The following is a 14,352-nucleotide window of genomic DNA, read 5'->3' on the forward strand; positions in this document are numbered from 1 at the left end:
TATTTGCCAACGAGAGTAACTTTAATGGCGCTATTGTAACCTATGCATTTATTGGTAGCGAATAGCTGTGGTAAAAAATAGGCAATAAAAAAGGCGACCTAAGTCGCCTTTATATGAGTAGCCGTTAAGCTAGCCTCTTACTTTTATACCTTGCTTTTCCATGCCACGGTAGATGATAAGCATCTGGACAATAGAAATAAGGTTAGACACTAACCAGTAAAGTACTAAACCAGATGGGAACCATAAGAAGAATACAGAGAAGATAACCGGCATAAAGGTCATCATTTTTTGCTGCATAGGATCGGTAACCGTCATTGGTTGTAGTTTTTGCGTCACAAACATACTTGCACCAAATAATATTGGTAATACGTAGTATGGGTCTTTTGTAGAAAGGTCAGTAAGCCAAAGAATGAACTCTGCATGGCGCAGCTCTGTTGATTCTAAGAATACGTAAAATAGCGCTAAGAAAATTGGCATTTGTAGCAAAATAGGGAAACAGCCACCCATAGGGTTAACTTTTTCTTTTTTGTACATTTCCATAGTAGCTTGGCCGAACTTTTGACGGTCATCACCATATTTTTCTTTTAGTGCAGCCATTTTAGGCTGAAGGGCGCGCATTTTTGCCATTGACGTGTATTGCGCTTTAGTCAGTGGGTACATTAACGATTTAACGATAATAGTGATGGCAATAATAGCGACACCCCAGTTACCTAAAATACTGTGTAACCATTTAAGAAGTACAAATAAAGGCTGCGAAATAAACCATAACCAACCGTAATCTACAGTTAAGTCTAAATCTGGGTGAATCGCTTCAAGAATATCTGACTCTTTAGGACCCATGTAGTAAGTCGCATTAAGAGTTTGCTCGCTGCCGGCTTGTACATTTATAGGCGCTGCTTTTGTACCAATAATAGCGGCATTACTTTTAGTAATTAAGCTGTAAAGCGTGTGTGTTTCGTCTTGCTTAGGTACCCATGCACTTACAAAGTAATGCTGAATAAATGCAACGTAACCGCCTTGGGTGTTTTTATTTAGGTTTTTGTCAGCCATATCTGAAAAGCTGTATTTTTCGTACGACTCTTCATCAGTACCGTAAGCTGCACCTAAATAGTTTTGATCTACTAAGCTGCCTTTTTCTTGTACGGTACGCTTAATTTGCGTGTATAGCTGTACTTGCACTGGCGCACTTGTCGCATTATTTACTGTGTACTCTAGGCCTACATCGTATTGACCTTTTTTAAATACGTATGTTTTAGTGAAGCTAACGCCATTACTATCAACATAGGTAAGTGGTACACGTAGCTCATCACCGCTTAGCGTGTAGGCTTTTTGCGTTGATTGGTAAGTAGGGCGACCATTCGCTGATGCGTCTGGGCCATTTAAACCAATTAAACCACTTTGTGAGAAGTATTGATTGCCATCAAACTCGCCTAGAAGCATAAATGGTGTTTCTTCACCTTTTACTTCTTCATATTGGAGTAAGTCTGCTTCAACAATGTCACCGCCTTTGGTGTCTATTTTTACTTTGAAAACGTCAGTCGTAATGTCAATAACTGAACGCTTAGCAGCGGTAGCCGAAGCAGGTAAACCTGAATCTGACGATGACGGTATATAATCATCTGACTCTGGTGACGTTGTGTTTAGTGTTTGTGTAGTGGCACTAGGATCGGCTTTAGGTGTGTTGTAGTCATTATTCCATTCTTGAAATAATAAAAACGACACTAACATTAAACCGATTAATAAAAACGTGCGTTGCGATTCCATAACAGCTCTTATTTCTCGTGTTGGTGGTTAATACGGGTTAATTTTTCAGGAACGGGGTCTTCTCCGCCTGAATGTAAAGGATGGCATTTTAATATGCGTTTAAGTGCTAACCAACTCCCTTTTACAAATCCATGCAAATTAATTGCTTGAATAGCGTAATGAGAGCAGCTTGGATTAAAACGACAATGCGGGCCTAGTAGTGGGCTTATCCACATTTGATAACCGCGGATAAATAACACTAAACAACGCTTTGGAATAGCAACAAGTGGTTTAAGTAACCTCATGGTGTTTATACCCCTGCGTATATTTAGTGAATAGATACCATGTATTTAAAGGCTCAATTAGAGATTTTAAACGCATGATTAAAAGGTGAGCTAAAGATACCCTAATTAACCCTGCAATTCTATTGCTATCGGGTTTGTTTATTAGATTTAGCTGATTTGTTTGGGCGTTTTTTAAAAGGTGGTGGTTTAGGTGCACCAGGTTTGCAGCGTTCATTTATTTTACGCCACAGCTTTGTAAGTTGTTTGGTTATTTCTTCGTTAGACTGCTCATCAATACCACTTTTTACCATAAGCACAATATCGATATTATCGATGGTGTGTTGATTTAAACGAAAACTTTCGCGAGCGAGTCGTTTAATACGGTTACGTTGGCATGCCTTTTTTACACGTTTTTTAGCAACAGTGAGTCCTAACCTAGGTTTATCTTGGTCATTAGGTTTAGCTAAAAGAGTAAATAAAGGAGTTGCAGCCCGAGCGGGTTCATTAAATATGCGAGAGTAATGCGAGGGAGTTAACAGACGTAACTCCCTGCCAAAGCTAAAGTCTTCCACTTATATATTAAGCAGAAAGAACTTTGCGGCCTTTAGCGCGGCGACGTGCTAATACTTTACGGCCATTTACAGTTGCCATGCGAGCACGGAAGCCGTGTGCACGTTTGCGTTTTAAAACGCTAGGTTGAAAAGTTCTTTTCATAACAATCTCATCCGATCGGTTAAAGTTAAAACATCCTATGCAGGTCGCGATCCTGGCACAGGTGCCATTGCGAGCGCGAGATATTATAGATTAAGCACTTTAAAGTCAATCATAATTGCGCTGTAAACTCCGTGTTTATTACATTTTTTGTACGCTGGCTTGATATTTATGGATTAATTTTAAAGCAAAATGGTCTGCTTTTGCGCAAAAAGGCGAATTAATGGCCGAGACTGACTAAAAGAATGTGGATCGTAATAAAGTAGGGTGATCAACTAGGATCATCATAATTAAGAAGTTTTCCACAGCTGGTGTTTAAAAAGTGAATAAAAGCATGGGAAAACTCATTTAGATCGTAAAATTGGTTCGCGATCTCAGTGTGTTTTTGTTATGATCTGTTATCAGGCTTTAAAATAAAAGTCGCTATAAATCAGTCTGTTAAGATATTTATACACTGATATCAACAATTTTATAAAAATCAATCTTTTACTTGTGGATAAAGTGCCTTCATAATACCCGGTCTTGGGTCGGGTAGCTGGCCAATTGAACGCAATAAATGCATGATTTTTAATCATTATTGATGTGCGGGAATAAAAATTATACCTCTGGGAGTTTAACTGTGTATCTGTCGGTTTGGCAAAGTTGTTTATATGTATTGCAAGATGAGTTGCCTTCGCAACAATTCAGTATGTGGGTAAGACCACTACAAGCAGAAAGTACCGAAGATACCTTAACGATTTACGCACCTAATCGCTTTGTTCTTGATTGGGTAAGAGAAAAGTATTTAAACCGTATTAATGAGTTACTGGTAGAAATTTGTGGTGATGAAGCGCCCGAATTACGTTTTGATGTAGGTAGTAAACCACTACTAAATACTCAAGCGGCGGCGCCAAGTGTTGAAGCCCCTGCATCACCTAGTTCACAGGCACCTGCTAAACAGCAACCTGTAGAACAAAAAGCAGCAGTAGAGCCTGCGCCTAAATCAGGCTATAAATCTAATATAAAAGATAACTATACCTTTGACAGCTTTGTTGAGGGTAAATCTAACCAGCTAGCAAAAGCGGCTGCAACACAAGTTGCAGATAACCCTGGCTCTGCCTTTAACCCGGTATTTATTTACGGTGGCACAGGCTTAGGTAAAACTCACTTATTACATGCAGTAGGTAATGGCATTATGGCTAACAAGCCCGATGCTAAAATTGTTTACATGCATTCTGAGCGTTTTGTGCAAGACATGGTAAAAGCACTACAAAATAACGCCATTGAAGAATTTAAACGTTATTACCGTAGTGTAGATGCGCTAATGATTGATGATATTCAATTTTTTGCTAATAAAGAACGCTCACAAGAAGAATTTTTTCATACCTTTAATGCATTATTAGAAGGTAATCAGCAAATTATTTTAACCTCTGACCGCTACCCAAAAGAAATTGAGGGCGTAGAAGACAGGCTTAAATCACGATTTGGTTGGGGTTTAACGATTGCTATAGAGCCGCCAGAGCTTGAAACGCGTGTTGCCATTTTGATGAAAAAAGCGCAGCAGAGTAAAATTAATTTACCGCACGAAGTCGCTTTTTTTATCGCTAAAAAATTACGCTCAAACGTACGTGAATTAGAAGGCGCGCTTAACCGTGTAATAGCTAATGCTAATTTTACCGGACGCCCAATTTCTATCGACTTTGTAAAAGAAGCACTGCGCGATTTATTGGCACTACAAGATAAGCTTGTCACTATAGACAACATACAGCGCACCGTGGCTGAGTATTACAGAATACGTGTGTCAGATCTGTTATCTAAGCGCCGCAGCCGCTCTATCGCGAGGCCGCGTCAGGTAGCTATGGCATTATCTAAAGAATTAACTAATCACAGCTTACCTGAGATTGGTGACGCATTTGGTGGACGTGACCACACCACGGTATTACATGCGTGTAGAAAGGTTAAATCACTTCGTGATGAAAGCCACGAAATAAAAGAAGATTATCAAAATTTAATAAGAACGTTGTCATCTTAGGGCTGACTTTATTATGCAAATAACCATTTCAAGAGAACAATTTTTAAAGCCATTAGTGCAAGTATCGGGTGCGATTGAACGTAAACATACGTTACCTATATTATCTAATGTATTGTTAGTGGTAGAAAACGGGCAACTTTCAATGACAGGCACAGACCTTGAAATTGAACTAGTTGCAGGTGTTTTTGTTGGTGATGATATTGCCGATACAAAGTTAACGCTACCTGCTAAAAAATTACTCGATATTTGTAAAAGCCTGCCTGATGGTTCTGAGCTTACATTGAGCTTACAAGAGCACCAACTGCTTTTAACTAGTGGTAAAAGCCGCTTTTCACTTACTACACTTGCCGCGGAAGACTTTCCTAATTTAGAGCAGTGGGATGGCGAGGTTGAGTTTCAGCTAACGCGTTTAGAGTTACGTAAGTTACTTGAAAGCACGCATTTTTCAATGGCTAACCAAGACGTTCGCTATTACTTAAATGGCATGTCGTTTGAAGTAGATAATACCGACATTAAAACAGTGGCAACCGATGGCCACCGTTTGGCAATAGCGCAAAAAGAATTAGGCCAATCGTTAAATACGCAGCGCCAATTAATAATACCGCGCAAAGGTGTGCAAGAAATTATGCGCCTTATGGTTGCCGACGAAGAATTAGTTACTATTCAATTTGGCGCTAACCATATTCGTATTATCGATGTGGAATTTACTTTTACCAGTAAGTTAGTGGATGGCCGCTTCCCTGATTACCGCCGCGTATTACCGCGTGGTGGAGATAAAGTAATTACTGCTAACCGTGAATGGTTACGTAATGCGTTTCAACGTGTGTCTATTTTATCTAACGAAAAATTTAGAGGTGTGCGTTTAAACCTTGCCAATGGCTTACTTAAAATTACGGCTAATAACCCTGAGCAAGAAGAGGCTGAGGAAATAGTAGAAGTAATGTATGAGGGTGATGAGCTAGAAATTGGTTTTAATGTATCGTATGTATTAGATGTACTAAATACATTAAAAACAGAAGATGTACTATTTACATTAGCAGATTCAAACAGCAGTGCACTTATTGAAGGTGCGGGCGATGAAGAAGCAATGTACGTGGTTATGCCTATGCGATTATAAGATACCCATTATAAATGAGTTTAAGTCACTTGAGCCTCAAGTATTTTCGTAATATTGAGGCACTGACGCTAGAACCAGTCAACGGCGTTAATATAATTTATGGTGAAAACGGCAGCGGAAAAACCAGCCTTTTAGAGGCTATTTATTACCTTTCTCACGGCAAATCTTTTCGAACACCTAAACATAAAAGTATTATTCAACATCAGCAAGATCAGTTTGTAATACACGGCCGCAAAGCGCTACACGACTTGTCTATTCCTATTGGGATTAGTAAAACCCAAAGTGGTGAAACTAATTTAAAAATACAAGGCAAAGCCAGTAGAAAAATCTCTGAACTTGCACAGTTAATGCCAGTGCAAATTATTACACCCGAAAGCTATTCATTGTTTTTTGGTGGCCCAAAAGAGCGACGTAAGTTTTTAGATTTGGGTTTGTTCCACGTGGAACATGAGTTTTTTTATTTATGGCAATCGTTTAATAAAGTGCTTAAACAACGCAATGCATTATTAAAAAGTAAGCCAAAGAATTATTTTGACCAAATTAGGTTTTGGGACAAAGAATTTGTTAGACTGGCAGAACAAATAAATAAATTAAGAATGGCGTATATAAGTAGGTTTAAGCAGCAGTTTTTTGATAAAATGTGTGCAGAATTAACGCTTATACGCGATTTAGAAATCAACTTTAATGCAGGCTGGAAAGACAGTGAGTCTTTAAGTGATGCATTAGAGCAAAACTTTGAGCGAGACGCTCGCCAAGGTTTTACAAGTAAAGGCCCTCATAAGGCCGATTTTAGTTTTAGTGTCGCTGGCAACAGCGTAGAGAATACGTTTTCACGCGGTCAATTGAAGTTATTGCTTTATGCGTTAAAAGTAACGCAAAATAGTTTAATTGAGTCAGAGACAGATAAGCAATCTATATTGCTAATAGATGATCTACCTTCAGAGTTAGGCGAGGATACAAAAGAGAAAGTGGGACAATTATTGGCTCATTGCAGTTCTCAAATTTTTATCTCTTCAATTTTGTCTGAAAGTATTTCTGCTGTGGTGGAACCCATGCAACGAGAACTACAAATGTTCCACGTGAAACATGGCAACCTAATAACAAGATAAGTGGGATTAACCATGTCTGAGAATTATGATTCGTCGAGTATTAAAGTACTTAAAGGATTAGACGCTGTAAGAAAGCGTCCTGGAATGTATATAGGGGACACCGATGATGGCACAGGCTTACACCACATGGTGTTTGAGGTCGTTGATAACTCTATCGATGAAGCCTTAGCAGGTCATTGTGATGATATTTATGTAACGATTCACTTAGACGGTTCAGTCTCTGTAAGAGATAACGGTCGTGGTATCCCAACTTCTATCCATGAAGAAGAAGGTGTGTCTGCTGCCGAGGTTATCATGACGGTACTTCATGCCGGTGGTAAGTTTGATGATAACTCTTATAAAGTATCAGGTGGCTTACACGGAGTTGGTGTATCGGTAGTAAATGCATTATCAGAAAAACTAACTCTTACTATTCGTCGTGAAGGCAAATTGCACGAGCAAACTTACAGCATGGGCGTACCTAACGCTCCATTAACTGTTATTGGCGATGCTGACACTACGGGTACTGAACTGCGTTTTTGGCCAAGTGCAGAAACATTTACAAACCTTGATTTTCATTATGATATTTTAGCTAAGCGTTTACGCGAGCTCTCGTTTTTGAACTCTGGTGTAAGCATCATCTTATCTGATGAACGCGAAGAAAATAAAACCGACCACTTTAAATATGATGGCGGTATTCAAGCGTTTGTTGAATACTTAAACCGCAATAAAACACCTGTACATAAAGGTGTATTCCATTTTACTCACGAGCGTGAAGAAGATGGTATTAGCGTTGAAGTTTCAATGCAGTGGAACGATGGCTTCCAAGAAAACATTTACTGTTTTACTAATAACATTCCACAACGTGATGGTGGTACTCACTTAGCCGGTTTTAGATCTGCGCTAACGCGTACACTTAATAACTACATGGAAAAAGAAGGCTTTAACAAAAAAGCTAAAACAACCAGTAATGCAACGGGCGATGATGCGCGTGAAGGCTTAACAGCGGTTGTAAGTGTTAAAGTACCTGATCCTAAGTTCTCATCACAAACTAAAGACAAGCTAGTATCAAGCGAAGTTAAATCTGCGGTTGAGCAAGCAATGGCTGAAAAGTTTTCTGATTTCTTATTAGAAAACCCAATGGATGCCAAAATTGTTGTTGGTAAAATTATTGATGCAGCACGAGCACGTGAAGCGGCGCGTAAAGCCCGTGAAATGACTCGTCGTAAAGGCGCTATGGATTTAGCAGGTTTACCAGGTAAATTAGCTGACTGCCAAGAAAAAGACCCATCATTATCTGAACTATACATAGTGGAGGGTGACTCAGCTGGCGGTTCAGCCAAGCAGGGTCGTAATCGTAAAAACCAAGCAATTTTGCCACTTAAAGGTAAAATCTTGAACGTAGAGAAAGCACGCTTTGATAAGATGCTTTCTTCACAAGAAGTAGCAACGCTAATAACAGCTCTAGGTTGTGGTATTGGCCGTGATGAATATGACCCAGAAAAACTTCGTTACCACAGCATCATTATCATGACCGATGCGGACGTGGATGGTTCTCACATTCGTACATTGCTACTAACGTTCTTCTATCGCCAAATGCCAGAAATTGTTGAGCGTGGTTATATTTACATTGCACAACCACCACTTTATAAAGTGAAAAAAGGTAAGCAAGAGCGTTATATTAAAGACGATCCTGCACTTGTAGAGTACCTAACATCACTTGCACTAAATAATGCAGCGCTTTACACAAGCGAAGATGCAAGTGCAATTGAAGGTGAAGCGCTTGAGCAAATAGTACAAGATTACCAAAACACAGTTAAAGTCATTGAGCGCTTAAAACGTAAATACCCTAACACGGTAATGGAACGTTTGATTTACCAAAGCGAGTTAAAAGTAGAAGACTTATCTAACGAAGCTAAGGTAATTGAGTGGACTAAAGAACTAGTTGACGACTTAGTTGAACGTGATGAAGATGCGACAATTTTCCACGCTGGAACAGAGCATGATGCAGAGCGCAACTTGTACTTCCCGGTTGTGAATATTCGTCAGCACGGTGTGGATAAAGCACACGTATTACATTACGACTTTATTGCATCACGTGACTACCAACGCATTGCTGTTACTGGCACGAAGATCGCAAACATCTTAAAAGAAGGCGCATATGTTCAACGTGGTGAGAAAACAAAACCTGTTGATAACTTTGTGGATGCTTTGGAATGGTTGATCGCAGAATCTAAGCGCGGGATCTACATTCAGCGCTATAAAGGGTTAGGCGAAATGAACCCTAGCCAACTGTGGGAAACCACGATGGATCCTTCAGCTCGTCGTATGTTACAAGTAACAATTGAAGATGCTGTAGCGGCAGATCAATTGTTTGCAACATTAATGGGCGATCAAGTTGAGCCTCGTCGTGAGTTTATAGAAACCAACGCGCTTCGCGTAGTTAACTTAGACGTGTAAAAAATTATACTTACATCTTAAAAGGAGCCTAATGGCTCCTTTTTTATTTTAACAACCGCACAAACTGCTTAAAACCTGCGTGTGCACAAGGTATACTGAGGGTAATTTTCACGCTACTTTCAGATAGTAAAAAGCCAAATATGCAAAAATATGACGTTAAAACCTTTCAAGGTTTGATCCTGGCTTTACAGGATTATTGGGCGCAGCAAGGCTGTGTCATTATTCAACCACTTGATATGGAAGTGGGCGCAGGGACATTTCACCCGCAAACATTCTTAAAATCTATTGGCCCTGAGCCAATGTCGAGCGCATACGTACAACCGTGTCGCCGTCCTACCGATGGCCGCTACGGCGAAAACCCTAATCGCTTACAACATTACTACCAATTTCAGGTAGTTTTAAAGCCATCACCAGATAACATTCAAGAGCTTTACCTAGGCTCACTAGAAGCGATGGGAATTGATACCCTAACGCACGAAGTACGCTTTGTAGAAGATAACTGGGAATCGCCAACACTAGGCGCATGGGGCTTAGGTTGGGAGATTTGGCTAAACGGTATGGAAGTAACGCAGTTTACTTACTTTCAGCAAGTAGGGGGCTTAGAGTGCTCTCCTGTAACCGGTGAAATTACCTACGGCCTAGAGCGTTTAGCAATGTACATTCAAGGCGTAGACAGTATTTACGACCTAGTATGGGCAGACGGTCCATTAGGGCGTGTAACTTACGGCGATGTATTCCATCAAAATGAAGTAGAACAATCTACTTACAACTTTGAACACGCAAACGTAGATGACTTATTTGCACAGTTTGATAAGTGTGAAGCTGAGAGCCAAAAGCTAATTGAAGCAAATTTACCACTACCTGCTTACGAGCAAGTAATGAAAGCATCGCACGCGTTTAACTTACTCGATGCGCGCCATGCAATCTCAGTAACCGAACGTCAGCGTTATATTTTACGCGTTCGAGCGTTATCAAAAGCGTGTGCACAAAGCTATTACGATGCACGTGAAGCGCTTGGTTTCCCGCTGTGTAAGGATAAGTAAGCATGTCAGCACAAAATTTATTAGTAGAAATTGGCACCGAAGAGCTGCCACCAAAAGCACTGCGCAAATTAGCAGAAGCCTTTGCCGCAAACTTAACTGCAGAGCTTGAAACACTAGAGCTTGGGCATGAAGGCGTAAGCTGGTATGCATCGCCTCGTCGTTTAGGTTTACAAGTAAAAGCGCTTGAAGCAAAGCAGCAAGATAAAGAAGTAGAAAAGCGTGGCCCTGCAACTAAAGCAGCGTTCGATAGTGAAGGTAACCCAACTAAAGCAGCAATGGGTTGGGCACGTGGTTGTGGTATTGACGTAAGTGAAGCACAAACTCTTGAGACCGATAAAGGCGCTTGGCTTTTACATATTGCTAAAGTAGCTGGACAAGAAACCAAAACGCTGATGAGCGATGCCATTGCAAAGTCGTTAGCAAAGCTGCCAATACCTAAGCCAATGCGTTGGGGCGCGAATAAAACACAATTTATTCGCCCAGTTCATACCGTAACTATTTTATTTGGTGATGAACTTATTGAAGGCGAAATTTTAGGTAAGCAAGTAACTAATCAGTTACAAGGCCACCGTTTTCATCATCCAGAAAAAATCACCATTAACCATGCTGATGACGTGTTCGACGTATTAAAATCAGCCTACGTTATTGCTGATTACGAACAACGTAAAGCGCAAATCCGTGCACAAATAGAAGAAGCGGCAAGCGCAGTGAATGCGGTTGTTGCAATGGATGAAGACTTATTAGAAGAAGTTACTTCACTAGTAGAGTGGCCAGTAACGCTAACGGCAACATTTGAAGAAGCATTTTTAGATGTACCTGCCGAAGCGCTAATTTACACCATGAAGGACGATCAAAAATACTTCCCGCTATTAGATCAAAACGGCAAACTTTTAAATAAGTTTTTGTTTGTATCTAACATCGAAAGTAAAGATCCAAGTGTGGTTATATCTGGTAACGAAAAAGTAGTGCGCCCACGTTTAGCTGATGCGCAGTTCTTCTTTGAAACAGATAAAAAGAAAACCCTAGAAAGCCGCCTAGAATCACTTGATACTGTTTTATTCCAAAAGCAGTTAGGTACGCTTAAAGATAAATCTGTACGTATTAGCGAACTTGCCGGCTACATTGCAGAGCAACTAGGTGCCGACAAAGACCTTGCAAAACGTGCTGGCCTATTAAGTAAAACAGACTTAATGACCGAAATGGTAATGGAATTTACCGACGTGCAAGGTGTAATGGGCATGCACTATGCGCGCTTTGATGGCGAAGCAGAAGATGTAGCTATAGCACAAAACGAGCAATACATGCCGCGTTTTGCGGGCGACAATTTACCTACAAACCTAATCAGCTGTGCAGTAGCAATTGCAGATAAGTTTGATACGCTGGTGGGTATTTTTGGTATAGGCCAAGCACCTAAAGGTGACAAAGACCCATTTGCACTTCGTCGTGCTGCCATTGGTGCACTGCGTATCATGGTAGAAAAAGAGCTACCGCTTGATATTTTAGACCTAGTAGCAAAAGCACAAACACTGTTTGGCGAAAAGCTTACTAACCTAAATGTATCAACCGACGTATTTGACTTTATGCTAGGGCGCTTCCGCGCATGGTATCAAGACGAAGGCATTGAAGTAGATGTTATTCAGGCAGTACTGGCACGTCGTCCTACTAAGCCTACTGACTTTGACCGTCGTGTTAAAGCAGTAAGCCACTTCCGTACGTTAGACGCCGCAGAAGCGCTTGCAGCAGCGAATAAGCGTGTAGGTAACATACTAGCTAAAAATAACATTACCACTGAAGGTGATGTTGATGAGAGCCTATTAAGCGATGACGCTGAAAAAGTATTAGCATCACAAGTAGCAAAATTTGCAACTGAGCTTGCACCACTTTACGCCGATGGAAACTACCAAGAGGCATTAAGCCAATTGGCAGGTATTCGCCAAAGTGTTGATAACTTTTTTGACAACGTCATGGTTATGGCCGACGATGAAGCTGTAAAGCAAAATCGCCTCGCACTATTAAGCCAGTTAAGCCGCTTATTTTTAGATATTGCAGATATATCTGTACTACAAAAATAACACCGCTTAAGCCAATAAAAAGCCAGCGTATTGCTGGCTTTTTAGTTTTAACAGAACGAAGGAAACCCATTAATGATGCCAATGAAACGAATTTTAACGCTTGCCATTGCCGGCTTACTCACAGCGTGTACTAGCCAAGTGTCTATTAACGACGTACTGCCACAGCAAGAGCTGGATAAAACAATTTACCTAAGAGGCGATTTTACGCTTTGGGATGCAGAGCCTCAGTACCAGTTTATGCCAGTAGGCGGCGCGCTTTACCAAGCAGAAGTTAAATTTAGCACCCCAGGTAAAGTGTACGAATTTAAAATAGCCGATGCCGATTTTAGCGAAGGCTACAACTGCGGCTATAGCGACTCACAACCAGCAGGGCAAAAACTAACGCTCGGCCAACCCGTACTTGCAGACTGCAATACTATTTATAACTACTTTAGCTACACGCCAGCGATAAAAGGCACCTACATAGTAAGTATTGATTACAGTGATTACGATAAGCCACAAGTGACGATTACTAAGAAATAGCTGTTAGTTGGGAGCTGTCAGCTTTTAGTTGCCCGAGTGGGCTTATAGATTTGCGACAAGGACGTTAATATGAAATTGAGCCTTTGGATTAAGGGGTAGTACATTGGATAATTATATAGAGTACTGCTATCTAGAAAATGATAAGCCCAGGTTTGAACGAAGTAAGTTAACTGAATCAGACTCAAATGAGTGCTTAAAAAAATATAGAGTATTCTCAAGAAAACTTGAGATAGAAAATTTATTTGATGTTTTGATAGAGGAAGTTAAAACATTCAAATCATTGCTTACTATGGCTCAGCTCTCACAAGAGTTTTCACGTTTATCTGAGGTACATGCTTATATAGAAAATCAAAAAGCCCGTACTAAATTAAATATCTCCTATCTAAACATTTTGAATACTGGAAAATTAGTTTTAGATCGGTTGTACATTGAACGTGATAAGTTTTCGATAATTAATGATATTGATCAATCATTATTACCTGAATTATTGATAGAAAGAGAGAAGATCTTTAAAGAGAATCAGTATTATGTTCTATGCTGTAATTTGAGAAATTTATGCCAACATAAAATGTTACCCGTAAATAGGCTAACTTTAAAATATCCATCTATAAGTAAACATGGAAATGGAGTAATAACAAAATTTCAGATTCCACTCGTATTATCGGTAATGGAAGAGAAAGAAAGGATAAAGTTGTTAAAGGGGTTAAACTCTGCATTTAAAGATGAGCTCTTAAATTCTGATTTAGTTGACCTCAACAGAGCGATAGATGGTTATTTTGAAGGGATTTTTGATTTAATGATTAAACTACGCACTTTGGTGGATAAGTCAGTAACTGAGGCTGAAGACTATTTTAGTAAGTTACTTGATCAAAATATAGACTTAAACATGAATCGACTCTTGGGCCCACCAGCATTAGTAGTTAACAATGAAAAGAAATTTCACTTGGATTTTGAGTGGTTCCGAGTGGCTCATTATTTAGAAGAGAAAAATAATTCTCACTTCAAAAGCAGTAATTTAATTAGAACGCAGTATTTGAGCAATGAACCTTAAAGCCCTTTCTTCACCACATACCTATACGGTGCTTCATCGGCATCTTTAGCCACCAGTGTGTGATCCATAAATGTACAAAAACTTGGAATATCGCGAGTGGTTGATGGGTCATCCGCGGTAATTAATAACGTTTCACCGTCGTTCATCTTACGAATTGCAGCGCGTAACATCATTACAGGTTCTGGGCAGCGTAGGCCCATGGCGTCTAATTGGTGATCGGGATTATCAAAGCTCATAAAAAGTTACCTGT

General features: G+C 40.0%; 13 protein-coding genes. 8 read left to right on the plus strand and 5 right to left on the minus strand.

Going from position 1 to position 14,352, the window contains the following annotated elements; all coding sequences use genetic code 11:
• Positions 1 to 129 precede the first annotated feature (129 nt).
• The 4 genes from yidC to rpmH all read right to left on the minus strand — a co-directional run bounded on the left by yidC (position 130) and on the right by rpmH (position 2,741).
• Entirely contained in the window at positions 130 to 1,764 is a 1,635-nt protein-coding gene (yidC, locus tag AN390_RS18445; protein WP_055255659.1) for a membrane protein insertase YidC, read from the minus strand.
• A gap of 8 nt (positions 1,765 to 1,772) precedes the next feature.
• Complete coding sequence (yidD, locus tag AN390_RS18450; protein ID WP_004588061.1) at positions 1,773 to 2,048, minus strand: membrane protein insertion efficiency factor YidD; 276 nt, start codon at positions 2,046 to 2,048, stop codon at positions 1,773 to 1,775.
• A gap of 125 nt (positions 2,049 to 2,173) precedes the next feature.
• Positions 2,174 to 2,599 carry a ribonuclease P protein component gene (gene rnpA, locus AN390_RS18455; RefSeq protein ID WP_029772813.1) on the minus strand — a complete coding sequence of 142 codons (426 nt, stop codon included), beginning with the start codon at positions 2,597 to 2,599 and terminating at the stop codon, positions 2,174 to 2,176.
• Between the two features lie 7 nt (positions 2,600 to 2,606).
• On the minus strand, positions 2,607 to 2,741 hold the full coding sequence (rpmH, locus tag AN390_RS18460) for a 50S ribosomal protein L34 (RefSeq protein WP_004335215.1): 135 nt from the start codon (positions 2,739 to 2,741) through the stop codon (positions 2,607 to 2,609).
• Positions 2,742 to 3,357: 616 nt separating this feature from the next.
• Between rpmH and dnaA the strand changes: the two genes are divergently transcribed.
• The 8 genes from dnaA to AN390_RS18500 all read left to right on the plus strand — a co-directional run bounded on the left by dnaA (position 3,358) and on the right by AN390_RS18500 (position 14,102).
• Entirely contained in the window at positions 3,358 to 4,749 is a 1,392-nt protein-coding gene (dnaA, locus tag AN390_RS18465; RefSeq protein ID WP_004588059.1) for a chromosomal replication initiator protein DnaA, read from the plus strand.
• Positions 4,750 to 4,762: 13 nt separating this feature from the next.
• Positions 4,763 to 5,866, plus strand: a complete 1,104-nt coding sequence (dnaN, locus tag AN390_RS18470; RefSeq protein WP_004588058.1) for a DNA polymerase III subunit beta — start codon at positions 4,763 to 4,765, stop codon at positions 5,864 to 5,866.
• A gap of 14 nt (positions 5,867 to 5,880) precedes the next feature.
• On the plus strand, positions 5,881 to 6,975 hold the full coding sequence (gene recF / locus AN390_RS18475) for a DNA replication/repair protein RecF (RefSeq protein ID WP_024032132.1): 1,095 nt from the start codon (positions 5,881 to 5,883) through the stop codon (positions 6,973 to 6,975).
• Between the two features lie 12 nt (positions 6,976 to 6,987).
• Complete coding sequence (gene gyrB, locus AN390_RS18480; protein ID WP_055255660.1) at positions 6,988 to 9,414, plus strand: DNA topoisomerase (ATP-hydrolyzing) subunit B; 2,427 nt, start codon at positions 6,988 to 6,990, stop codon at positions 9,412 to 9,414.
• A 140-nt stretch (positions 9,415 to 9,554) separates the two neighbouring features.
• On the plus strand, positions 9,555 to 10,457 hold the full coding sequence (glyQ, locus tag AN390_RS18485) for a glycine--tRNA ligase subunit alpha (protein ID WP_004588055.1): 903 nt from the start codon (positions 9,555 to 9,557) through the stop codon (positions 10,455 to 10,457).
• A gap of 2 nt (positions 10,458 to 10,459) precedes the next feature.
• Entirely contained in the window at positions 10,460 to 12,529 is a 2,070-nt protein-coding gene (gene glyS / locus AN390_RS18490) for a glycine--tRNA ligase subunit beta (RefSeq protein WP_004588054.1), read from the plus strand.
• Between the two features lie 72 nt (positions 12,530 to 12,601).
• Positions 12,602 to 13,051, plus strand: a complete 450-nt coding sequence (locus AN390_RS18495; protein WP_055255661.1) for a hypothetical protein — start codon at positions 12,602 to 12,604, stop codon at positions 13,049 to 13,051.
• Between the two features lie 103 nt (positions 13,052 to 13,154).
• Positions 13,155 to 14,102, plus strand: a complete 948-nt coding sequence (locus AN390_RS18500) for a hypothetical protein (protein ID WP_055255662.1) — start codon at positions 13,155 to 13,157, stop codon at positions 14,100 to 14,102.
• Here AN390_RS18500 and tusA read toward each other — a convergent pair.
• Positions 14,099 to 14,338, minus strand: a complete 240-nt coding sequence (gene tusA, locus AN390_RS18505; protein ID WP_055255663.1) for a sulfurtransferase TusA — start codon at positions 14,336 to 14,338, stop codon at positions 14,099 to 14,101. The genes AN390_RS18500 and tusA overlap by 4 nt on opposite strands.
• Positions 14,339 to 14,352 lie beyond the last annotated feature (14 nt).

It is taken from the genome of Pseudoalteromonas sp. P1-11 (genome assembly GCF_001399995.1).
GTDB lineage: Bacteria > Pseudomonadota > Gammaproteobacteria > Enterobacterales > Alteromonadaceae > Pseudoalteromonas > Pseudoalteromonas atlantica.

Excerpts from the sequence above, each read along its gene's own strand:
- yidC (WP_055255659.1), bottom strand. The coding sequence starts at position 1,764 with ATGGAATCGCAACGCACGTTTTTATTAATCGGTTTAATGTTAGTGTCG.
- yidD (WP_004588061.1), bottom strand. The coding sequence starts at position 2,048 with ATGAGGTTACTTAAACCACTTGTTGCTATTCCAAAGCGTTGTTTAGTG.
- rpmH (WP_004335215.1), bottom strand. The coding sequence starts at position 2,741 with ATGAAAAGAACTTTTCAACCTAGCGTTTTAAAACGCAAACGTGCACAC.
- dnaN (WP_004588058.1), top strand. The coding sequence starts at position 4,763 with ATGCAAATAACCATTTCAAGAGAACAATTTTTAAAGCCATTAGTGCAA.
- recF (WP_024032132.1), top strand. The coding sequence starts at position 5,881 with ATGAGTTTAAGTCACTTGAGCCTCAAGTATTTTCGTAATATTGAGGCA.
- gyrB (WP_055255660.1), top strand. The coding sequence starts at position 6,988 with ATGTCTGAGAATTATGATTCGTCGAGTATTAAAGTACTTAAAGGATTA.
- glyQ (WP_004588055.1), top strand. The coding sequence starts at position 9,555 with ATGCAAAAATATGACGTTAAAACCTTTCAAGGTTTGATCCTGGCTTTA.
- glyS (WP_004588054.1), top strand. The coding sequence starts at position 10,460 with ATGTCAGCACAAAATTTATTAGTAGAAATTGGCACCGAAGAGCTGCCA.
- AN390_RS18495 (WP_055255661.1), top strand. The coding sequence starts at position 12,602 with ATGATGCCAATGAAACGAATTTTAACGCTTGCCATTGCCGGCTTACTC.
- tusA (WP_055255663.1), bottom strand. The coding sequence starts at position 14,338 with ATGAGCTTTGATAATCCCGATCACCAATTAGACGCCATGGGCCTACGC.